Here is a 22,257-nt window from a genome sequence, read left to right as displayed (position 1 = left end):
TTTCACAAAAATTCGCCACCTTGCGGAAAATGAAACACAATACAAGCTTCTACCGTCGCAAGCATAGGAAGTGCACCATGCGTATTTTACTTGCCGAAGATGACAGCGTGCTGGCCGATGGCCTGACCCGCTCGCTGCGCCAGTCCGGTTATGCGATCGATTACGTCAAGACCGGGCAAGAGGCCGATACGGCCCTGTCCACCCAGGAATTCGACTTGCTGATCCTCGACCTGGGCTTGCCCAAGATGTCCGGGCTGGAAGTGCTGCGCCGCCTGCGCGCGCGCGCCTCGCTGCTGCCCGTGCTGATCCTGACGGCCGCCGATTCCATCGAGCAACGCGTGAATGGCCTCGACCTCGGTGCCGACGATTATATGGCCAAGCCGTTCGCCTTGTCGGAACTGGAGGCAAGAGTGCGCGCCCTGACCCGCCGCGGCGCCGGCGGCGGCGCCACCATCATCAAGCACGGCCCCCTCAGCTACGACCAGGTGGGGCGCAGCGCCTACATCAACGACCAGATGCTCGACCTGTCGGCGCGCGAACTGGGCTTGCTGGAAATCCTGCTGGGCCGCACGGGCCGCCTCGTTTCAAAAGAGCAACTGGTCGACCACCTGTGCGAATGGGGCGAGGAAGTGTCGAACAACGCCATCGAAGTGTATGTCCACCGCTTGCGCAAGAAGATCGAAGTGGGCGGCGTGCGCATCGCCACCGTGCGCGGCCTCGGATACTGCCTGGAAAAATACTCGGAAGCGGCGCGCCTGAACGCCGAAGCGGGCGAATCGGCAAGCCCGGCCAGCGGATCCGCCAGCAAGTGAAGGTGCGCGAGGCGCCGGTGGACGAGGCGGACGACGACGACTGGTTCGAGCCGCCCACCACGGAGCAGGATGACACCATCGAGCATTCGCTGTTCGGCGAAATCCTCGACTGGATGCTGGCGCCCTTGCTGCTGCTGTGGCCGATGAGCATCGCCATCACCTATCTGGTGGCCAAGAGCATCGCCAATCAACCGTTCGACCATGCGCTGGAAGACAGCGTGACGGTGCTGACGCAACAGGTCAAGCAAGCCGATGGCGCGATGCTGCGCCACGTGCCGGACAAAAACGGCAAGGGCCGCGACTTCCTGCGCGGCGACGATGTCGACACCCTGTATTACCTGGTGGTGGGCTCGCGCGGCGAATACCTGAACGGCGACCGCGATCTGCCGCCGCCGCAAGACCCCGACAAATACCGCAGCGGCATGGTGCTGTTTCGCAACGACACCATCCACGGCACGCCCGTGCGCGTGGCGTTCAGCTATCTCGACATTCCTTCCGGCAACGACGATGAACCCAGCCGCGCGCTGGTGCAAGTGGCGGAAACCCTGGAAAAGCGCGCCCAGCTGGCCAATGAAATCATCAAGGGCGTGATTTTGCCGCAGTTCATCATCCTGCCCGTGATCCTGGCCCTGGTCTGGTTTGCCCTGGCGCGCGGCCTGTCGCCGCTGGCGCAATTGCAGGAACGCATACGCGCCCGCCCACCCGACGATTTATCGCCCATCGAATCGGGCCAGGTGCCCGAAGAAATCACGCCGCTGGTCGGTTCGCTCAACGAGATGCTGGCGCGGCTGTCGCTGTCGATCGACATGCAGAAGCGCTTCATCGCCGATGCCGCGCACCAGATGAAGACGCCGCTCGCCGGCATGCGCATGCAATCCGAGCTGGCCCTGCGCCAGACCGACCACGACGAAATCCACCGCTCGCTGCTGCAACTGGCGAAAAGTTCGGAAGCGGCCACGCGCCTGGTGAACCAGTTGCTGGCCCTGGCGCGCGCGGAAAACCAGCCGCAGGCGGGCACGGCGTTCGAGCCGATCGAGCTGAGCGAACTGGCGCGCGGCGTGGTGCAAGACTGGGTGCAAGCCTCGTTTGCCCAGCATATCGACCTGGGCTTCGAGCAGCCCGCGTATTCGATCTTGATCTCCGGCAATGCCATGATGCTGCGCGAACTGCTGAGCAACCTGATCGACAATGCCTTGCGCTACACGCCGGCTGGCGGCAGCGTCACGGTGCGCGTGCGCAGCACCCTGGAACTGGCCATCCTGGAAGTGGAAGATACGGGCCCCGGCATACCGCAGGCGGAGCGGGCGCACGTGTTCGAACGCTTTTACCGCATTCTCGGCAGCAATGTCGACGGTAGCGGCCTGGGCCTGGCCATCGTGCGCGAAATTGCCCAGCAGCATGGCGCCGAAGTCGATATTTTTAACAATCCGCGCGCGCAGTCGCCGAAACTGCCGGGCACCCTGCTGCGCCTGAGCATCGCCCTGCTGTTGCCGGACGCGCCAGAAGAGGATGACGTCACGTATGGATAAGCCGAGCCCACCCGCTCCCCCCGCGCGGCCGGCGCGCACGCCCAGCCCCGAGCTGCAGGCGCGCCTCGATGTGCACTGGCGCAAGACGCGGCGCCTGACGGCCATCCTGCTGCTGGTCTGGCTGCTGACGGGCTTCCTGACCGTGTTCTATGCGCGCGAACTGTTACATTTGAATCTGTTCGGCTGGCCGCTGCCCTTTTATATGGCGGCCCAGGGCGCCTCGCTCGTGTACCTGGCCATCATCGCCTTGTATGCCTGGCGCATGCGGCGCCTCGACCGGGCGTTTCATGCCGAGGAGCAAGCATGAGCGGCCAACGCAGCTTCTTTGCGCGCCTGTGCCGCTACTACCTGCTGTTTACCGCCGGTTTCGCCGCCTTCCTGCTGGCCCTGTCGGTACTGGAACAGGAAGGCATGCCGCGCGCGTGGATCGGCTACCTGTTCATGCTCGTCACCATCACCCTGTACGCCACCATCGGCGTCATCAGCCGCACCTCGAACGTCACCGAATACTATGTGGCGGGGCGCCGGGTGCCGGCCATGTTCAACGGCATGGCCACGGCCGCCGACTGGATTTCGGCGGCCAGCTTCATCAGCCTGGCCGGCGGCCTGTACCTGAACGGCTTCGACGGCCTGGCCTTCATCATGGGCTGGACGGGCGGCTATTGCCTGGTGGCCCTGCTGATCGCGCCCTATCTGCGCAAGTTCAGCCAGTACACGATTCCCGATTTCCTCGCCGCCCGCTACGGCAGCGGCACCGACAAACGGGGCGCCAGCGTGCGCGTGGTGGCCGTGGCCGCCACCATCATCGTCTCGTTTACGTATGTGGTGGCGCAGATCTATGCCGTCGGACTGATCGCCTCGCGCTTCACGGGCGTGGATTTTTCCGTCGGCATCTTCCTGGGCCTGGCCAGCATCCTCGTCTGCTCCTTTCTGGGCGGCATGCGCGCCATCACCTGGACGCAGGTGGCGCAGTACATCATCATCCTCGTCGCCTTTCTGATTCCCGCCATGTGGCTGTCGGTCAAGCATGCGGACAATCCCGTGCCGCAGATCGCCTACGGCAAGGTGCTGCCGCAACTGAGCGCGCGCGAACACGTGCTGGAAACGGACCCGAAAGAAAACGAAGTGCGCGCCATCTTCCGCCAGCGCGCGCAAAGCTACCAGGCGCGCATTGATGGCTTGCCCGCTTCCTGGGAACAAGGCCATCTGACGGCCCAGCGCCAGCTCGATAGTTTGCGCCAGCGCAATGCTTCGCTGTTCGACATCCGCAACGCGGAGCGCTACCTGATCGCCTATCCGAAAAGTCCGGACGAGGCACGCGTGCTGTGGCAGGCGGCACAGGCGCAAAACCAGAAACGCGCCGAGCCGATCATTCCGCACGCGCAGCCGTTTCCCGCCGCCGACCGGGAACAATCCGACATCAAGCGCAACAATTTCCTGGCCCTCGTGTTCTGCATGATGCTGGGCACGGCCGCCCTGCCCCACATCCTGATGCGATCGTACACCACGCCGTCCGTGCACGAAACGCGCGTATCCGTCTTCTGGACACTGTTCTTCATCTTGTTGATCTACCTCACGATTCCCGCACTGGCCGTGCTGGTCAAATACGATATTTACTCGGCGCTGGTGGGCACGCAATACGCGAACCTGCCCACCTGGGTGTCCTACTGGGCCAACGTGGACAAGCTCAGTCCCCTGATCAGCATCGTCGACGTCAACCGCGACGGCATCGTGCAGCTGGCGGAAATTTCCATCGACGCCGACGTGCTGGTGCTGGCCACGCCCGAGATCGCCGGCCTGCCCTATGTGATTTCCGGCCTGGTGGCGGCCGGCGGCCTGGCTGCCGCCCTGTCGACGGCCGATGGCTTGCTGCTGGCCATCTCCAACGCCCTGTCGCACGACATTTATTACAAGGTCGTCGATCCCACGGCCTCGACGCAAAAGCGCGTGACGATTTCAAAATTGCTGCTGCTGGCCGTGGCCTTCATCGCCGCCTATGCGGCCTCGCAAAAGCCGGCGGACATTTTGTCGCTCGTGGGCGTGGCCTTTTCCCTGGCCGCCTCGACCCTGTTTCCGCCGTTGGTGCTGGGCGTGTTCTGGAAACGCGCCAACCACCAGGGCGCGCTGGCCGGCATGCTGGCGGGCTTTGGCGTGTGCCTGTATTACATGCTGCACACGAGCACCATGCTGGGCGGTAATGCCAGCGGTCAATGGTTTCATATCGCGCCCATTTCCGCCGGCATCTTTGGCGTGCCGGCCGGCCTGGCCGCCGCCGTGCTGGTCAGCTGGCTGACGCCGGCGCCAGGACGCCGTAGCACGGGGCTGGTCGAACACATCCGGGCGCCGGAATAGCACCTTGCTGGTTGAAACGTACAAACAATGATACCTTCAAGAAATAGTGCATAAATAGATATCTTATTTACTATTTTTTGGAGGCGGAATGACACCCAGCAACATTACTTTGGCAAGCGGTGCAACACTCACCCGCGCCGCAATGGCCTGCCTGTTGCTGGCGATCGTATCGCCGCCGGCACTCGCCCAAACGGCAGCCGCCAGCACCAAAGCTATCGTCCCGTCAGGCATCGGCGCCACCGCCTTCTTTGACGAAGATCAGATCAGCAGTGTCACGCTGTCGCCTGACGGCAACGCGGTCGCCATCTTGCTGATGGGCGACAACCGGCGCCGGCGCCTGACCGTGCTCGATGTAGCCAGCCAGGAAGTCAAGGTCGTTGCCAGCTTCAGCGACCGCGACATCGGCAACGTGGCATGGGTCAATGCCAAGCGGCTGGTATTCGATACCAGGGACTCGCAGGTGGCCGATGGCCAGCGCAAATATGCGCCGGGCATGTTCGTCGTCGACCGCGATGGCAGCAATTACCGCCAATTGGCTTCCATGGATGATATCCCGGATGACCCGCGCTTTGCGTCCAGGAAGTTACCGTCCTCCGTGTATCTGCTGGACCAGTCCGGTACCCAGGATTCCGATGTCATTTATGTCCAGAAAGCCGTCGTGTTCAAGGAGCGCAATGAGAATACGGCGAGGGTCGGACAATTCGACTTGCTGCGCCTCGATACCACTACCCAGCAATGGGAAAAAGTGGCGCCCCCCGCCAAAGGCGTGCTTCACTGGCTGCTCGACCAGCACGGCAAACCACGCCTGGCTACGGCTGTCGAGGACCGGCGCAAGACGTTCTACTACCTTGAACAGGGCGAGCAACGCTGGCGTGTCATCGCCAGCCAGGATGCCTACGACAGCGAACCTCACGCCATTACGCCGCTGGAATTCGGTCCCGATGGCATCTTGTATGTCAGCAGCCGCAACGGCGCCGACACGCGCGCCCTGTATGCCTATGACCTGGCGGCTGGCCGCGTCACGGGCAAGCCGCTGGTGACGCTGGCTGGCTATGATTTCGATGGCGGCATCCTCACGGACCAGAAACGCTTGCTGGGTGTCTACTACACCAATGATGCCACCACCACCGAATGGTTCAGCGCCGACTGGAAGGCGGTGCAGCAAGACATCGACGCGCAATTGCCTGCGACCATTAACCTGATCTCACGCAGCTCCAGGGCAGACAGCCGACAGCTCATCGTGACGGCATATTCGGACCGCCAGCCCAGCGCCTTCCTGCTCTACAACAAGCAAACCCAGCAATTGCAAAAGATCGGCAGCGCCCGTCCCGCCATCGATGCTGAGCACATGGCGCAAACCGATCTGATGCAATATCGAGCGCGCGACGGCATGGAGATTCCTGCCTGGCTGACCTTGCCCAAGGGGGGCGGCAAGAAACTGCCGATGCTGCTACTCGTGCGCAGTGCGCCAGCAGAACGTGGCAGCCTGTGGTACTGGATGAGCGAGCGGCAATTTCTCGCTTCGCGCGGCTATGCCGTGCTGCAAGTCGAATTTCGCGGCAGCGGCGGCCGTGGCGACCAGTATTTGCGAGCAGGCTGGAAACAATGGGGTCTGGCCATGCAGGATGACCTGGCCGACGGCGCACGCTGGGCCATCGCACAAGGCATTGCCGATCCTCAGCGCATCTGCATCATCGGCGGCGGCGCCTATGGCGGGTATGCCGCCCTGATGGGCTTGATCAAGGATGGCGACCTGTTCCGTTGCGGCGTAAGCTGGGGCGGCATCACCGACTTGCCGAAAATGTTTACACAGCACTGGAGCGTCGATCACCGGATGGGCGAGGAAGCAAGACAATACACCATGCCGCAACGCATCGGCGATCCCGTGCACGATGCCACCCTGCTCAAGGCCAACTCCCCCATGTATCAGGCCGAAAAGTTGACGCAGCCCCTGCTGTTGGCCTACGGGGGGGCCGGCAGCAAGGTCCCCGTCTATCAGGGCACGCAATTGCGCGACAAGCTCAAGCAGAACAATCCGCGCGTCGACTGGCAGTTGTACGCCGACGAAGGCGACCGTTGGGGCTTGGCGGCCACGCGCGTTGATTTCTGGCAGCGCGTGGAACAATTCCTCGACAGAAATATTGGAAAAGACAGCGCCCCGGCAAAAAAGGAGTAGGCTGGAGGGCCGTTCCATTTACGAGGAAATCCCATGCCGTCTGGAAAAATTCTTGTCGCCCAAGGGGGCGGCCCCACCGCCGTCATCAACCAGTCGCTGGTGGGCGTGGTGCTCGAATCGCGGCGCTTTCAACACGTCACGCGCGTGTATGGCGCACTGCATGGCGTGCGCGGCATCGTCAATGAAGAATTCGTCGATCTGACGCAGGAAACCAGCCACAACCTAGAACTGGTGGCCGCCACGCCCTCCTCGGCGCTCGGCTCCACGCGCGACAAGCCGGACATCGCCTACTGCCAGCAGATATTCGAAGTGCTGCGCGCGCATGAAATCGAGCATTTCTTTTACATCGGCGGCAATGACTCGTCCGACACGGTGCGCATCGTCAGCGAGGAAGCGCATAAGGCAGGCTATCCGCTGCGCTGCATCCACATCCCGAAAACCATCGACAACGATCTGGTGGGCAGCGACCATACGCCCGGTTTTCCCTCGGCCGCGCGCTTCGTCGCGCAAGCGTTCGCCGGCGCCAACCTCGACAACGCGGCCTTGCCCGGCGTGTACGTGGGCGTGGTGATGGGCCGCCACGCGGGCTTTTTGACGGCCGCCTCGGCGCTGGGCAAGAAGTTCCCCGACGATGGCCCGCACCTGATCTACCTGCCCGAGCGCGTCTTTGCGCTGGATCAATTCCTCGCCGACGTGAAGGCCACGTATGAAAAACATGGCCGCTGCGTGATCGCCGTGTCGGAAGGCATCCACGACGCCTCGGGCGAGCCGATCGCCAGCCTGCTGGCCACACAGGCGGGCAATGCGGTCGAGCGCGATGCGCACGGCAACGTGCAATTGTCGGGCACGGGCGCGCTGGCCGACCTGCTGTGCGACGAGATCAAGGCGAAACTGGGCATCAAGCGCGTGCGCGGCGATACCTTCGGCTATCTGCAGCGCTCCTTCATCGGCTGCGTCTCTGATGTAGATCAACGCGAAGCCCGCGAAGTGGGCGAAAAGGCCGTGCAATTCGCCATGTGGGGCGAGCGCGACGGTTCCGTCGCCATCAAGCGCACGGGCTTTTATTCCGTCGATTACGAGTTGCTGCCACTTTCCGATGTGGCGGGCAAAACGCGCACCATGGAAGACGAATTCATCAGCGCCAGCGGCACGGACGTGACGGATGCTTTCCGGCTGTACCTGCGCCCGCTGCTGGGCTCGGGCATGCCGGACGCCTTCCGCCTGCGCGCGGCCAAGGTGGCGAAGGTCTTGAAACCCTAGCTGTTTTCTGCCAGCAGCAGCGGCCGCAGCTTGACGGCCGCCTCCTTGAGCTGCGGTACGTGCTGCAGCAACTGCTCCACGGACTTGCGCGCCACAGGCGCGTGGCAGGCCACGGCCGCCACGATGCGTCCGTCGGCCGCGCAGATGGGCACGGCCACGGCCACCATGCCATGCACGAATTCCTCGTCGTCGATGCCGATGCCCAGGCGGGCGATGCGCACGATCTCGCGTTCCAGCAGGACAGGATCCGTGATGCTTTTCGGCGTGCGCGCCTGCAGGGTCAGCATGGCCAGCAACTCGCGCCGCTCCAGCAAATTCATGTGCGCCAGGAATAATTTTCCGCTCGCCGTGCAATGCATGGGCGCGCGCGTGCCCAGCACCAGATGCAGGCGCAACGGTTCCTGCGTTTCCACCCGGTCCACGTAGACGATCGCATTCCCCTCGGGAATCGCCAGATTGCACGTCTCGCCCGTGGCCGCCACCAGGCTGCCCAGGATGCTGCGGCTCACGCGGATCAGGGCATTGTTGCGCAGGGTCGCCAGCGCCAGGTTGGTGGAAGCGGCGCCCGGCACGTAGCCGCGTCCCACGGGCGTGCGCAGCACATAGCCGTGTTGCTCCAGGGTATCGAGCAGGCGCATCATGCTGGCCTTGGGCACCTGCATGCGTGCGGCCAGTTGCGACAGGGTCAAGGGCTGGCTGGCGCTGGCCAGGTGCTCGATCAGACGCAGCACGCGCAAGCCCCGCGCCTCGTCACCATGGCTGGCCGCCGTGCTGGGCGCCGCCTGGCTACCTTCTTCGGCCTCGGCCGGCCGTTTTTGAAACGCATCATGCATGTTCTGTTTCACCTCTCGCGTATGCGGCTGTTTCCGCTTGTCCCGGTGCTGCACGTCTTTTATAAATGGAACAAGACGTTCCAAAAATAATCAATAAAGACCAGTGTATCGCAAAAAACGCCCGCCGAGGCGGCGCGATACCGCAACGCAGGAGACAAGCACCATGTTGCAAACACACTATGATTACATCGTCGTCGGCGCCGGTTCCGCCGGCTGCGTGCTGGCCAACCGCCTGTCGCACGACAGCAACAAGCAGGTATTGCTGCTGGAAGCGGGCGGCAAGGACAACAATCCCTGGATACACGTGCCGGTCGGCTATTTCAAGACCATGCACGACCCGAATCTGGACTGGTGCTACCGCACGGAAGCGGACGCCGGCATCGCCGGGCGCCAGCTGCAATGGCCGCGCGGCAAGGTCTTGGGCGGTTCCAGCTCGCTCAACGGCTTGCTGTACGTGCGGGGGCAGAAGGAAGATTACGACCGCTGGGCCGAGCTGGGCAATGCTGGCTGGAGCTATGCCGAGGTGCTGCCCTACTTTAAAAAATCGGAAGACCAGGAACGGGGCGCCAGCGATTACCACGGCGTCGGTGGCCCATTGAAAGTGTCGGACTTGCGCCTGCGCCGTCCCATCGCGGAACACTTTATTGCGGGCGCCACGGAAAGCGGCATCCCTTTCAATGCCGATTACAACGGCGCCACGCAGGAAGGCGTCGGCTACTTCCAGCAGACGGCCAGCAAGGGTTTGCGCTGGAGCACGGCGAAAGCCTTTTTGCGGCCGGCCCGCAAGCGCGCCAACCTGCGCGTGGAAGTGCGCGCACAGATCACGCGCGTGCTGTTCGAGGGCAAGCGCGCCGTCGGCATCGAGTTTCGGCAAGATGGCCAGCTGCGCCAGGCGCGCGCCAGCGGCGAAGTGATACTCTGCGCGGGCGCCATCGGCTCGCCGCAGATCCTGCAATGCTCGGGCGTGGGTCCGCGCGCCCTGCTCGAGGAAGTCGGCGTGCCGCTGGTGCACGACTTGCCCGGCGTGGGACAGAACCTGCAAGACCACCTGCAAATCCGCCTCGTCTTCAAGACGCGCTTGAAAACCCTGAACGATGAAGTCAACAGCCTGTGGGGCAAGCTGTGGGTGGGCATGCAATATGTGTTTTCCCGCTCCGGGCCCTTGACCCTGGCGGCCAGCCAGGTGACGGTATTTACCAAATCCTCACCCGAGGTGGAGCGGCCCGACATCCAGTTCCACATGCAGCCGCTGAGCGCCGACAAGCCGGGCGAAGGCGCGCATCCGTTTTCCGCCTTTACGTCGTCCGTGTGCCAGCTGCGCCCGCACAGCCGTGGCCACGTGTCGATCAAGTCCAGCGATCCGCTCGCCTATCCCGGCATCCACCCGAACTACCTGTCCGATCCGCGCGACCAGCGCACGGCGATCGCCGCCCTGCGCGTGGCCCGAAAAATCGCCGCCGCGCCGTCGCTGGCGCCGCACATCATTTCCGAGTTCGTGCCCGGCCCGCAGTTCGAGACGGACGCGGAATTGCTGGACGCGGCGCGGCGCTTCAGCCAGTCGATCTACCACCCGAGTGGCACCTGCAAGATGGGACATGACGCCATGGCCGTCGTCGATGACCGCCTGCGCGTGCACGGCATGCAGAACCTGCGCGTGGTCGACGCGTCGATCATGCCGGAAATCGTCTCGGGCAACACCAACGCGCCCACCATCATGATCGCGGAAAAAGCGGCCGACATGATCCTGGCGGACGCCGTGCGGCTGCCGCAGGCGGCCTGACCCACCCGCTCCATTCCCAGCAAGGAGGATGCCAACGGCGGACAGACCGGCCCGCCCCCAATGACTCGGCAAGCAGCCCAGCATCAAAAAATACATAATCGATATCGATTGGAGACTAGATATGGACAACAATCCCAACAATCCGAAAAAAGCCAAAGAGCTACGGAAAGTCGTGATGGCCAGCGTGATCGGCGCCACCATCGAGTGGTACGACTTCTTTTTATACGGCGTCGTCGCCGGCATCGTGTTCAGCAAGCTGTATTTCCCGGGCGGCGATCCGCTCGTTTCGACCATGCTGGCCTACGGCACCTTCGCCGTGGGCTTTTTGTCGCGCCCCATCGGCGGCGTGATCTTCGGCCACTTCGGCGACAAGATCGGCCGCAAGAGCATGCTGGTGATGACCCTGATGATCATGGGGATCTCCACCTTCCTGATCGGCGTGCTGCCCACCTACGACCATATCGGCTACTGGGCGCCCGGTCTGCTGCTGTTCCTGCGCGTGCTGCAGGGCATCGGGCTTGGGGGCGAATGGGGCGGCGCCGTGCTGATGGCGTATGAATATGCGCCGCCCAAAGAGCGCGGCTTCTATGCCAGCCTGCCGCAGATCGGCCTGGCCATCGGCCTGTGCCTCGCTTCCGGCGTGGTGGCGATCCTGTCCTACAGCCTGACGGATGCGCAATTCCTCGCGTGGGGCTGGCGCGTCGCCTTCATTTTATCTGCGGCCCTGGTCTTCATCGGCATGTGGATACGTTTGAACGTGATGGAAACGCCGGAATTCCAGGCCGTCAAGGAAAAGAATGCGGAGACGCAGATTCCGTTTTTCGACCTGCTGAAACGCTACCCGGGCAACGTCTTGAAGGGCATGGGCGCGCGCTACATCGACGGCGTGTTCTTCAACATCTTCGGCGTCTTTTCCATCACCTACCTGACCAACACCATCAAGATCGCCCGCACGGAAGCGCTGATGGGCGTGATGGCGTCGGCCGTCGTGATGTGCTTCTGCATCCCGTTCTTCGGCCGCCTGTCGGACCGCATCGGCCGCACCAAGGTGTTTTTCTGGGGTTCGCTGATCACGGGCGTGTCGGCCATTCCCGCCTTCTGGATCATGCTCAACCACGCCGACAATCCGCTGCTGCTGTGGTGTTCCGTGATCATCCCGCTGGGCGTGCTGTACTCGGCCGTGTACGGCCCGGAAGCGGCCCTGTTCTGCGACCTGTTCGACGCCAAGGTGCGCTACACGGGCATCTCCTTCGTCTACCAGTTCTCCGGCATCTTCGCCAGCGGCCTGACTCCCATCATCGCCACCTACCTGCTGAAAACGGGCAATGGCGAACCGTGGCACATCGTCGGCTACATCCTGTTCGCGTCCCTCGTCTCGGCCGTCAGCGTGGCCATGATCGGCAGGGGCGGCTCGCAGCCGGATGGGCGCATGAAGCCGGCGCACGCAAGGTAAGCTGGCAACTGGCATAAAAAAAGCAGGCTCTCAAAGAGGCCTGCTTTTTTCTTACGAACGCCACAGCGCCTGACAAAGGCGTAGCGCGGCAGGGTTGGTCAGGTGATCAGATCACGATCGTCTGATGCTCGTCGCCCACGCGGGCACGGATGGTGCCGATGCGCGAGACGGTTTCACCGGCCGCCTGCAGTTGGGCGATAGCGGCTTCCGCGTTTTCCTGCGAGACGATGACGGTCATGCCGATGCCGCAGTTGAAGACGCGGTGCATTTCGGCGTCAGCCACGCCGCCGTGCTGTTGCAGCCACGTGAACAGCGGTGGCATGGTCCACGATTTCGAGTCCAGCTCGGCCACTAGGCCAGGCTGCAGCACGCGCGGGATGTTTTCCACCAGGCCGCCGCCGGTGATGTGCACCATGCCCTTGACTTCCATGGCATCCATCAGCGCCAGCAGCGGCTTGACGTAGATGCGCGTCGGCTGCATCAGCACGTCGGCCAGCTTGCGGCCGTGGAAGTCGCCTTCCAGGTCCGGTTTTGCCACTTCGATAATCTTGCGCACCAGCGAGTAACCATTCGAGTGCACGCCCGACGAGGCCAGGCCCAGCACCACGTCACCCGGGGCGATCTTGGTGCCGTCGATGATTTTCGATTTTTCCACGGCGCCGACGGCAAAACCTGCCAGGTCGTATTCGCCGGCCGGGTACATGCTCGGCATTTCCGCCGTTTCGCCGCCGATCAGTGCGCAGCCCGCTTGTTCGCAACCCTGGGCGATGCCCTTGATGACATCGGTGGCGATGGCCACGTCCAGCTTGCCGCATGCGAAGTAGTCGAGGAAGAACAGCGGTTCGGCGCCTTGCACCAGGATGTCGTTGACGCTCATGGCGACCAGGTCGATGCCGACCGTATCATGGCGGTTCAGTTCGAACGCCAGGCGCAATTTGGTGCCCACGCCGTCGGTGCCCGAGACCAGCACCGGTTCCTTGTACTTCTTGCTGATTTCAAACATGGCGCCAAAACCGCCCAGGCCGCCCATCACGCCTTCGCGCAGGGTGCGCTTGGCAAACGGCTTGATTGCTTCGACTAAAGCGTCGCCTGCGTCGATATCGACGCCAGCGTCACGGTAGGAAAGGGAAACATTAGAAGTCTGGTTCATGGTGTGGTGGCAGCGGAGGCGGTAAAATAGAAGGCGGATACCCGCCGGCACGCGCGCGCAAGCATGTTTTTCAACATCGTGCGGCAGGACGCCAGCGGGTGAATTCGGTCGATCAAGTCGCTATTTTATCAAACTGCCCCGCCATTTCGTAATTAACTGCCTTTTTTTAACGCAACAGTACAAACTCCATGCCATTCGCCATCACCGCCGAACAGAAGCAAACAGCATTTTGGATCGCGGTCTGGCTGGCATTCCTGCTGCTGCTCGTCAGCCTGGGCCCCATCCTGACGCCCTTCCTGGCCGCCGCCATCCTCGCCTACGTGCTCAATCCCGGCGTGGACCGATTGCAACGCCTGCATTACAAGCGCTTTTACCTGCCCCGTCCGCTGGCCGTGCTGGTCGTCGTAGTGTTGTTTTTCCTCGCCATTACGGCGCTGGTGCTGATCGTCGTGCCCGTGCTGCAGAAGGAAATTCCCCTGCTGCAGGCGCAAATCCCCCAATTTCTCAGCAAGGCCAACGAGTTCCTGGCGCCGAAACTGCGCGACCTGGGCATCCGCGTGCGCCTGGATGGCACGGGCATCAAGCGCATGCTGAGCCAGCAGATGGCCACCAGCGGCGATGAAATCTGGAGCACCGTGCTGGCCTCGGCCCGTATCGGCGGCACGGCCGTGCTGGGCTGGCTGGCCACCGTGGTGCTGATTCCCGTCGTGCTGTTCTACCTATTGCTGGACTGGCATCCCATGCTGGCGCGCATCGCCGCCGCCGTGCCGCGCCGCTGGGTGGGCCGCACGGTGGGTATGGCGCAGGAAGTCGACACCCTGCTGGCGCAGTACCTGCGCGGCCAGTTGCTCGTCATGCTGGTGCTGGCCACGTATTACTCGGCGGCGCTGGCCATCGCCGGTTTCGAAGTGGCATTGCCTGTGGGCATCATCACGGGCTTGCTGGTGTTCATCCCCTACCTGGGCTTCGGCCTGGGGCTGATGCTGGCGCTGATCGCCGCCCTGCTGCAGTTCGCCGACTGGAGCGGCGTGATCGCCGTGGCCGTCATCTACGGCTGCGGCCAGGTCATCGAGGGCTTTTTCCTCACGCCGCGCCTGGTAGGCGAACGCATCGGCCTGAACCCGTTGGCCGTGATCTTCGCCTTATTGGCTTTCGGGCAACTGTTTGGTTTCGTCGGCGTACTGCTCGCTTTACCCGCTTCTGCCGTGTTGATGGTCGCTTTTAAGCATCTAAGACGCCACTACCTGTCCAGCACCTTCTATAATGCATAATAAAAGCGGATATCATATCAACCTGGCAATACCAATGATGCACAAGCAGTAATGAAAAACAGGACAAGGCGTACGCCATGAAACAACTGGTGCTCGATTTAGGCACAGACCAGGCGCACAGCCTCGATACCTTCGAGGTGGGACAGAATGCCGAAGTGGCGCAGCTGATGCGCCAGTTCGCCGCGCGCACTTCGCGCGAACATTTTGCCTACCTGTGGGGCGAACTGGCCGCCGGCAAGAGCCACCTGCTCAAGGCCCTGGCCAGCACCGAGCGCGCGCGCTACATTTCGCCATTCTCGATCGAGTCCGAATTCGTGTATTCGCCCGACGTCGACCTGTACCTGCTCGACGACTGCGAAAAGCTGTCGCCGCTGGCGCAAATCGATGCCTTTGCCCTGTTCAATGAAATCCGCGCCAACAAGGCCTTCATGGTGTGCAGCGGCGCCGTGCCGCCGGCCGTGCTGCCCGTGCGCGAAGACTTGCGCACACGCATGGGCTGGGGCCTGATCTATCAAATCCACGGCTTGACCGACGATGAAAAAATCGCCGCCCTGACCCAGGCGGCCACCACCCGCGGCTTGACCTTGTCGCCCGGCGTGTTACCCTATCTGCTGTCCCATTTCCGGCGCGACATGCGTTCGCTGTCGACGATGCTGGACTCTCTCGACCTCTACTCCCTTGAAACCCAACGCCCGATCACCTTGCCATTATTGCGCGAGTTGCTGCAGGCGGAAGCGAAAGAATGATGAATCTGGCCCTGTTTGACCTCGACCACACCCTGCTGCCCATCGACTCGGATCACGAGTGGGGCGAATTCCTGGTACGCATCGGTGCCGTGGACGCCGCCGAATTCACCCGCCGCAACGACGAATTTTTCGCGCAATACCAGGCCGGCACGCTCGATCCGGTGGAATATCTGGAATTTTCCCTCGGCACCCTGGCGCAATTCCCGCGCGAACGCCTGGAAGCGCTGCACAAGCAATTCATGGCCGAAGTGGTCATGCCGGCCATCCGCCCCGAAGTCGTGGCCCTGCTGAAACAGCACCAGGACGCGGGCGACCTGCTGGCCATCGTCACGGCCACCAACCATTTCATCACCAAACCCATCGCCGATGCGCTGGGCGTCGAACACCTGCTGGCCGCCATGCCCGAGTATGACGACAAAGGCAATGTCACGGGCAAGCTGGTGGGCACACCGACCCTGGGCGCGGGCAAGCTGACCCACACCTACGCCTGGCTGGAAAAGATGGGCAAGGAACTGGGGCAGTTCGAGCGCAGCTATTTTTACAGCGATTCGCACAACGATATTCCCCTGCTGTCGGTCGTGACCCACCCTGTCGCGACCAACCCCAATACCGCTTTGAGCGCACACGCATCCCTCCACGGCTGGCCATCACTTCACTTATTCAATGATTAAAAAATTCATCCGCAAGATCCTCGGCGTTAAAAAAGAGGCAGCGCGCGACACCACGGCACCCATCGTGCTCGGTTCTGCGCAACACGGAATCGACCCGAAACTGGTGTCGTCGAATGCCATCCGCGTCACCAGCAGCCTGCAGGAAGCGGGTTTTGAGGCCTTTGTCGTCGGCGGCGCCGTGCGCGACCTGCTGCTGGGCGTTAAACCGAAAGACTTCGACATCGCCACCAACGCCACGCCGGAACAAGTCAAGCGCTTGTTCCGCCGCGCCTTCATCATCGGCAAGCGCTTCCAGATCGTGCACGTGATGTTCGGTCAGGATTTGCTGGAAGTGACGACCTTCCGCGGCGCCGGTGCCGATTCCGCGCCCAAGGATGAACACGGCCGCGTCCTGCGCGACAATACCTTCGGTTTGCAGCACGAGGACGCGCTGCGCCGCGACTTCACCATCAACGCCATGTACTACAACCCGGCCACGCAGGAAGTGCTGGACTACCACGGCGGCGTGGAAGACATCCGCGCCAAGACCTTGCGCATGATCGGCAAGCCGGAAGAGCGCTACCGCGAAGACCCCGTGCGCATGCTGCGCGTGGTGCGCTTCGCCGCCAAGCTGAAATTCACCATCGAGCCGCATACGGCCGCGCCGATTCCCATCATGGCGCCGCTGATCAACAATGTGCCCGCGCCGCGCGTGTTCGACGAGATGCTGAAACTGCTGATGAGCGGCCACGCGCTGGCCTGCCTGCAGCAGCTGCGCAAGGAAGGCTTGCATCACGGCTTGCTGCCGCTGCTCGACGTGGTGCTGGAGCAGCCGCTGGGCGCGAAATTCGTCACCCTGGCGCTGGACGCCACCGATGCCCGCATCGCCGCCGGCAAGACGGTCTCGCCGGGCTTCCTGTTTGCCTCGCTGCTGTGGCACCAGGTGCTGGAAAAATGGACGGCCTACCGCGCCGCCGGCGAATCGACCATCCCCGCGCTGCACCTGGCGGCCGACGACGTGCTCGATTCGCAAACGGAAAAACTGGCCTTGCAGCGCAAGATCGGCTCCGACATGCGCGACATCTGGTCAATGCAGCCGCGCTTCGAGCGTCGCGTCGGCAAGGCGCCGTACAAGCTGCTCGAGCACCTGCGCTTCCGCGCCGGCTACGACTTCCTGCTGCTGCGCTGCGCCTCGGGCGAGATCGACATGGACATCGGCGAATGGTGGACGGCCTTCTACGAAGGCGACGAGGAAACGCGCGAAGCGCTGCTCGTCAGCGCCAATGCCGCGCCGGGCGCCGTCAAGAAGAAACGTCCGCCACGCCGCAGCACGCGCAGCAAGACGGGCACCAGCGGCTCGACCAGCGGCAGCACCAGCGGCGAGTAAACGCAGCCATGCAGACAGCAACGGCAGTTATCGCTTACATCGGCATCGGGGCGAACCTGGGCGACGCGAGCGCCAACGTGCAGGATGCGCTTGCGCGCCTGGCGCGCCTGCCCGGCGCCAGCTTGCTGGACGCCTCGGCCAGCTACCGCACGGCGCCCATCGATTCGAGCGGCGACGACTACATCAACGCCGTGGCGCGCATCAGCACCACCGTGCCGGCAGAGGAACTGCTGCTGGCCCTGCACGCCATCGAAGCGGCGCACGGGCGCGAACGGCCCTACCGCAACGCCCCGCGCACGCTGGACCTGGACTTGCTGCTGTACGGCGATGCACGGATCGCCAGCGCCACCCTGACGGTGCCGCATCCGCGCATCACCGAGCGCGCCTTCGTGCTGGTGCCGCTGCTGGCCCTGGCGCCAGCCATCGTCGTGCCCGACCTGGGGCCGGCGCAGGACTACCTGGCAAGCGTGGCCGACCAGGCCATCAGCCAGCTCTGACCCCGGCTCTGCCCCGTCTCGCTCCCATCCTCTACAATGCCGCTCCTGCAGCGCGCCGCATAAAGTACTACACTAGCGGCGTCGCAATCGCATCACCCCCCTTTCACTCTAGAGAATACCTATGTCCGCTTATTTGCAAGGAACAGATCTGGCCGCCAAAGACAAGGCCGCCGCACCGGCGCCGGCGCCATCCAAGCCTGTCGCCAACAAGGCCGTGACCATCCACACCCTGGCCACGCTGCGCGCCGCCGGCGAAAAGATCACCATGCTGACCTGCTATGACGCCAGCTTCGCGTCCCTGATGGACCGCTGCGGCGTGGAAATCCTGCTGATCGGCGATTCGCTCGGCATGGTCTGCAATGGCCACAGCTCCACCCTGCCCGTCACCGTGGCCGAACTGGCCTACCACACGGCATCCGTGGCGCGCGGCAGCAAGTCGGCCATGATCCTCGCCGACCTGCCGTTCGGCGCCTATGGCACGCCCGAGACAGCCTATGCCAACGCCGTCATCCTGATGCAGGCTGGCGCGCACATGATCAAGATCGAGGGCGGCGCCTGGCTGGCCGAGATCGTCCGTTTCCTCACCGAGCGCGGCATCCCCATCTGCGCCCACATCGGCCTGACGCCGCAATTCGTGCACCAGCTGGGCGGCTATAAAGTGCAGGGCAAGAGCACGGAAAGCGCCACGGAGCTGAAGAACGACGCGCTGACGCTGCAAAACGCGGGCGCCGCCATCGTGCTGATGGAAGCGATGCCGTCGCAACTGGGCAAGGAAGTGACCGAGATGCTGACGATCCCCACGATCGGCATCGGCGCCGGTCCCGATTGCTCGGGCCAGGTCCTCGTCATGCACGACATGCTGGGCGTCTTCCCAGGCCGCAAGGCACGCTTCGTGCGCAACTTCATGGAAGGCGCGGCCAGCATCGACGACGCCGTCATCGGCTATGTCAAAGCCGTCAAGGATGGCAGCTTCCCGGCGCTGGAACACTGCTTCTGATGTCATTCCGCCTGTCGGCCTGCGCGCTGCGCGCCAGGCCGACAGCGCTTCGCTTTACCCCACCTGTATCCACGTCGTCTTCAACTCCGTGTACTTGTCCAGCGCGTGCAGCGACTTGTCGCGCCCGTTGCCCGACTGCTTGTAGCCGCCGAACGGCACGGTGATGTCGTCGCCATCGTACTGGTTGACGTGCACGGTGCCTGCGCGCAGGGCGCGCGCCGTCTGAATGGCCTTGGTGATGTCGGAGGTCCATACGGCCGCCTGCAAGCCGTACGGCGTGGCGTTGGCCTGTTTCACCGCCTCGGCGATGTCCGTAAAGCCCAGCACGGACAAGACGGGCCCGAATATCTCTTCGCGCGCGATCGTCATGCCGGCGTCCACGCCAAAGACGGTGGGCTGCACATAGTAGCCCCCCGTATCAAGGCGCACGGCCTCGCCGCCACCCAGCAGCTGCGCGCCTTCCTGCTTGCCGGAAGCGATATAGTCCATCACGGTTTGCATCTGCGTGGCGTCGACAATCGCCCCCATGACGGTGGCTTCGTCGAGCGGGTCGCCCGGCTGGAAACGGGGCAGCATGGCCAATGCCTTGGCCAGGAATTCCTCCCTGATCGACTCTTCCACGAACAGACGCGAGGGCGCGTTGCAGCTTTCGCCCTGGTTGAAAAAGATGGAGCCGACGGCGGCCGCCACGGCCTTGTCCAGGTCAGGACAATCGGCGCAAACGATGTTGGCGGACTTGCCGCCCAGTTCCGTCCACGCCCGTTTCAGATTCGACTGGCCCGCCATCTGCACGATTAATTTTCCCGTGCGCGTGGACCCCGTAAAACCGATGCAATCGACATCCATGTGCAGTGCCAGCGCGGCGCCCGCCTCGTGGCCATAGCCGGGCAGCACATTGAAGACGCCTGCCGGCACGCCGGCTTCGAGCGCGATGTCGGCCAGGCGCAGCGCCGTCAGCGGCGATTTTTCGGATGGTTTCAAGATCACGCTGTTGCCGGCGGCGAGGGCGGGCGCGATCTTCCAGGCCGCCATGATCATCGGGTAATTCCACGGCACGATGGCGGCGACGACACCCACCGGTTCGCGCGTGATCAGAGCCAGGCTGTTGGCAGGGGTGGGGGCGATTTCATCGTAGACCTTGTCGATCGCCTCGCCATACCAGCGCAGGCAGTTGGCCGTGGCGCCCACGTCCACGCTCTGGCTGTATTTGATCGGTTTACCCATGTCCAGGGTTTCCAGCAGGGCCAGCTCGGGACCGTATTTCTGCACCAGGTCGGCGAACTTGATCAGCACGCGCTTGCGCTGCGCGGGCGATTTTCCTGCCCAGCGGCGGTCGTCAAAGGCGGCGCGGGCGGCCAGCACGGCCGTATCCACGTCCGCGCCATCGCAGCGCGCCACCTGCCCCAGCAAACGCCCATCGATGGGCGACAGATTGTCGAAGGTCTGGCCGAACCTGGCCGCGACCCGCTCGCCATTGATGAAGGCGCGTCCATCGATCTTGATCTCTGCGGCACGTGCGTGCCAGCTGGTGTTTTCCGTCATGGTCGTCTCCTACAAGATGAAAACGCCAGCTTACTCCTAGTCCGCCGAATACGCCGCAGACAATTGCTTGCGGCGTCTGCGGTCGGCGCGCGCCAGCATCACCGCATACGCGATCACGGCAAGTGTCACGACGAGGATGGTCAGCGCGGCGATGGCGTTCACGCGCGGATCGAGTCCCAGGCGCGCGCGCGAGAAGATCACCAGCGGCATCGTCGTCGAGCCGGGGCCGGACAAAAAGGCCGACAGCACCACATCATCGAGCGACAGGGTAAACGTCAGCAGCCAGGCCGATGCCAGGGCTTGCGTGATGTTCGGCAGGGTCACGAGGAAGAACACCTGGTGCGCGCGGCAGCCCAGGTCCATGGCCGCCTCGGCCAGCGACTTGCTCATTTCCTGCAGGCGCGACTGCACCACCACGGCCGCATACGCCATGCCCAGCAGGGTGTGCCCCAGCCAGATGGTCAGCACGCCCCGCTCGGGGAAACCGAAGACCTTTTGCATGGACACCAGCATCAGCAGCAGGGATAAACCGATGATCACTTCCGGCATCACCAGCGGCGCGCTGACCATGGACGAGAACAAGGTGCGGCCACGGAAGCGCAGGTAGCTGGTCAAGGCGAAGGCGGCGAACGTGCCGAGGATGACGGAAGATGTCGCCGACATGAAGGCGATCTTCAAGGACAAACCGAAACCCGCGATGATTTCCGTGTCGCTCATCAGCTCCTGGTACCAGCGCAGCGAAAAGCCGCTCCACACCATATCCTGGCGCGAGCTGTTGAACGAAAAGACGATCAGCACGATGATGGGCAAGTACAGGAACAGATAGCCGAGCGAGAGCCAGCCGCGCCCGAACCAGCGCTGCAGGAAATTACGTCCGTTCATGTGCGCTCCTCCGCGTCCTGGTCGGTCTTGTATTTGTTAAAAATGGCCATCGGCACAAGGATCAGCAGGATCACCAGCACCGTTACCGATGAAGCCATGGCCCAGTCGTTATTGGTGAAGTATTCATCCCATAGCACCCTGCCGATCATCAGGGTTTCCGGGCCGCCCAACAGTTCGGGAATCACGTATTCGCCCACGGACGGGATGAACACCAGCATGGCGCCGGCGATGATGCCCGACTTCGACAGCGGCACGGTGATGCGCCAGAACGCCTGCAATGGCGTGGCGCCCAGGTCGGCCGCCGCTTCCAGGTAGCGCATGTCCATTTTGACCAGGTTGGCGTACAGGGGCAGGATCATGAAGGGCAGGTAGGCATACACCATGCCGACCACCAGGGAAAACGAGGTGTTCATCATGTGCAGCGGTTCGCTCACCACGCCCAGTGCGATCAGCAAGTCGTTGAGCAAGCCGTGATTGGCCAGGATGCCCTTCCACGCGTACACACGCAGCAGGAACGAGGTCCAGAACGGCAGCATCACCAGCATCATCAGCACGGGGCGGATCGACGGTTTGGCGCGCGCCATGAAGTAGGCGAACGGGTAGCCGATAAACAGGCAGATGGCCGTGGTAATAGCCGCGTACTTGATGGAGCTGAGGTAGGTGAGCAGGTACAGTTCATCGGCGGCGATGAACAGGTAGTTGGCGATTTTCACCTTCAGCACGACGATGCCGTCGACATACGACAGCAGGCCGCCGAAGGGGCTGCCCGCCGTGTCCATGTCGGACAGGCTGATACGCAGCACGATCAGGAAAGGCACGAGGAAGGCTGCCGCCAGGAACAGCGACGGCACGGCGATGACGACGTTGCGCCCCGCATTTTTCCCCGTGATCCAGCGCAGGGTGACGAGATTGCGCAGCAATTGCAGAATAGGCGTCATGA

At 63.1% G+C, this 22,257-nt stretch carries 19 protein-coding genes; 14 read left to right on the top strand and 5 right to left on the bottom strand.

Annotation, left to right across the window (positions count from 1 at the left end; translation table 11 throughout):
* The first annotated feature begins 77 nt into the window (after positions 1 to 77).
* The 6 genes from NCG91_RS14015 (at position 78) to NCG91_RS13990 (ending at position 8,129) form a co-directional block, all read left to right on the top strand.
* Positions 78 to 812 carry a response regulator gene (locus tag NCG91_RS14015; protein ID WP_251350121.1) on the top strand — a complete coding sequence of 245 codons (735 nt, stop codon included), beginning with the start codon at positions 78 to 80 and terminating at the stop codon, positions 810 to 812.
* A 2-nt stretch (positions 813 to 814) separates the two neighbouring features.
* Positions 815 to 2,341 carry a sensor histidine kinase gene (locus tag NCG91_RS14010; protein ID WP_435526487.1) on the top strand — a complete coding sequence of 509 codons (1,527 nt, stop codon included), beginning with the start codon at positions 815 to 817 and terminating at the stop codon, positions 2,339 to 2,341.
* Positions 2,334 to 2,648, top strand: a complete 315-nt coding sequence (locus NCG91_RS14005) for a DUF4212 domain-containing protein (RefSeq protein WP_099666354.1) — start codon at positions 2,334 to 2,336, stop codon at positions 2,646 to 2,648. The genes NCG91_RS14010 and NCG91_RS14005 overlap by 8 nt, the downstream gene beginning before the upstream one ends.
* Positions 2,645 to 4,693, top strand: a complete 2,049-nt coding sequence (locus NCG91_RS14000) for a sodium:solute symporter family protein (protein ID WP_251350119.1) — start codon at positions 2,645 to 2,647, stop codon at positions 4,691 to 4,693. The genes NCG91_RS14005 and NCG91_RS14000 overlap by 4 nt, the downstream gene beginning before the upstream one ends.
* A gap of 154 nt (positions 4,694 to 4,847) precedes the next feature.
* Positions 4,848 to 6,869 (top strand): alpha/beta hydrolase family protein, encoded by a 2,022-nt coding sequence (locus tag NCG91_RS13995; RefSeq protein WP_251350118.1) that lies wholly within the window; start codon positions 4,848 to 4,850, stop codon positions 6,867 to 6,869.
* Positions 6,870 to 6,902: 33 nt separating this feature from the next.
* Positions 6,903 to 8,129 carry a 6-phosphofructokinase gene (locus NCG91_RS13990; RefSeq protein WP_251350117.1) on the top strand — a complete coding sequence of 409 codons (1,227 nt, stop codon included), beginning with the start codon at positions 6,903 to 6,905 and terminating at the stop codon, positions 8,127 to 8,129.
* Here the strand turns inward: NCG91_RS13990 and NCG91_RS13985 are convergent.
* Positions 8,126 to 8,962: an IclR family transcriptional regulator gene (locus NCG91_RS13985; RefSeq protein WP_251350116.1), complete on the bottom strand. Its 837-nt coding sequence runs from the start codon at positions 8,960 to 8,962 to the stop codon at positions 8,126 to 8,128. The two genes, NCG91_RS13990 and NCG91_RS13985, sit on opposite strands and share 4 nt — an antisense overlap.
* Before the next feature lie 163 nt (positions 8,963 to 9,125).
* Here NCG91_RS13985 and NCG91_RS13980 point away from each other — a divergent pair, with 163 nt between their 5' ends.
* Together NCG91_RS13980 and NCG91_RS13975 are read left to right on the top strand one after the other, a co-directional pair.
* A complete protein-coding gene (locus tag NCG91_RS13980) occupies positions 9,126 to 10,742 on the top strand; it encodes a GMC family oxidoreductase (RefSeq protein ID WP_251350115.1) in 1,617 nt (538 codons plus the stop codon).
* A gap of 121 nt (positions 10,743 to 10,863) precedes the next feature.
* On the top strand, positions 10,864 to 12,195 hold the full coding sequence (locus NCG91_RS13975) for an MFS transporter (RefSeq protein WP_251350114.1): 1,332 nt from the start codon (positions 10,864 to 10,866) through the stop codon (positions 12,193 to 12,195).
* Positions 12,196 to 12,301: 106 nt separating this feature from the next.
* On the opposite strand, the gene purM is transcribed toward NCG91_RS13975, so the two are convergent.
* A complete protein-coding gene (gene purM, locus NCG91_RS13970; RefSeq protein ID WP_251350113.1) occupies positions 12,302 to 13,345 on the bottom strand; it encodes a phosphoribosylformylglycinamidine cyclo-ligase in 1,044 nt (347 codons plus the stop codon).
* A gap of 188 nt (positions 13,346 to 13,533) precedes the next feature.
* On the opposite strand from purM, the gene NCG91_RS13965 reads away from it, so the two are divergent.
* The 6 genes from NCG91_RS13965 (at position 13,534) to panB (ending at position 18,893) form a co-directional block, all read left to right on the top strand.
* Positions 13,534 to 14,616: an AI-2E family transporter gene (locus NCG91_RS13965; protein WP_099666348.1), complete on the top strand. Its 1,083-nt coding sequence runs from the start codon at positions 13,534 to 13,536 to the stop codon at positions 14,614 to 14,616.
* A 77-nt stretch (positions 14,617 to 14,693) separates the two neighbouring features.
* Positions 14,694 to 15,362, top strand: a complete 669-nt coding sequence (gene hda / locus NCG91_RS13960; protein ID WP_058048421.1) for a DnaA regulatory inactivator Hda — start codon at positions 14,694 to 14,696, stop codon at positions 15,360 to 15,362.
* Positions 15,362 to 16,033 (top strand): histidinol-phosphatase, encoded by a 672-nt coding sequence (locus tag NCG91_RS13955; RefSeq protein WP_251350328.1) that lies wholly within the window; start codon positions 15,362 to 15,364, stop codon positions 16,031 to 16,033. The genes hda and NCG91_RS13955 overlap by 1 nt, the downstream gene beginning before the upstream one ends.
* Positions 16,026 to 17,399, top strand: coding sequence for a polynucleotide adenylyltransferase PcnB (gene pcnB, locus NCG91_RS13950; protein WP_251350112.1), 1,374 nt, complete (start codon positions 16,026 to 16,028; stop codon positions 17,397 to 17,399). Before NCG91_RS13955 ends, pcnB begins: the two co-directional genes overlap by 8 nt.
* 8 nt (positions 17,400 to 17,407) lie before the next feature.
* A complete protein-coding gene (gene folK, locus NCG91_RS13945; protein ID WP_251350111.1) occupies positions 17,408 to 17,896 on the top strand; it encodes a 2-amino-4-hydroxy-6-hydroxymethyldihydropteridine diphosphokinase in 489 nt (162 codons plus the stop codon).
* Positions 17,897 to 18,017: 121 nt separating this feature from the next.
* Positions 18,018 to 18,893: a 3-methyl-2-oxobutanoate hydroxymethyltransferase gene (panB, locus tag NCG91_RS13940; protein ID WP_180278676.1), complete on the top strand. Its 876-nt coding sequence runs from the start codon at positions 18,018 to 18,020 to the stop codon at positions 18,891 to 18,893.
* 54 nt (positions 18,894 to 18,947) lie between these two features.
* On the opposite strand, the gene NCG91_RS13935 is transcribed toward panB, so the two are convergent.
* From NCG91_RS13935 to NCG91_RS13925, 3 genes are read right to left on the bottom strand one after another with little or no spacing between them, the layout of a single operon-like run.
* The gene (locus tag NCG91_RS13935) at positions 18,948 to 20,435 is read right to left on the bottom strand and encodes an aldehyde dehydrogenase (protein WP_251350110.1); all 1,488 of its coding nucleotides are present in this window, start codon (positions 20,433 to 20,435) and stop codon (positions 18,948 to 18,950) included.
* Between the two features lie 36 nt (positions 20,436 to 20,471).
* A complete protein-coding gene (locus NCG91_RS13930) occupies positions 20,472 to 21,317 on the bottom strand; it encodes an ABC transporter permease (protein ID WP_251350109.1) in 846 nt (281 codons plus the stop codon).
* The gene (locus tag NCG91_RS13925; RefSeq protein ID WP_251350108.1) at positions 21,314 to 22,255 is read right to left on the bottom strand and encodes an ABC transporter permease subunit; all 942 of its coding nucleotides are present in this window, start codon (positions 22,253 to 22,255) and stop codon (positions 21,314 to 21,316) included. Before NCG91_RS13925 ends, NCG91_RS13930 begins: the two co-directional genes overlap by 4 nt.
* Positions 22,256 to 22,257 lie beyond the last annotated feature (2 nt).

Origin of the sequence: Janthinobacterium kumbetense (assembly GCF_023703445.1) — a bacterium.
GTDB lineage: Bacteria > Pseudomonadota > Gammaproteobacteria > Burkholderiales > Burkholderiaceae_D > Janthinobacterium > Janthinobacterium kumbetense.
Note: the sequence above shows the minus strand (reverse complement) of the source record. Positions and strands in the feature narration are given on the sequence as shown.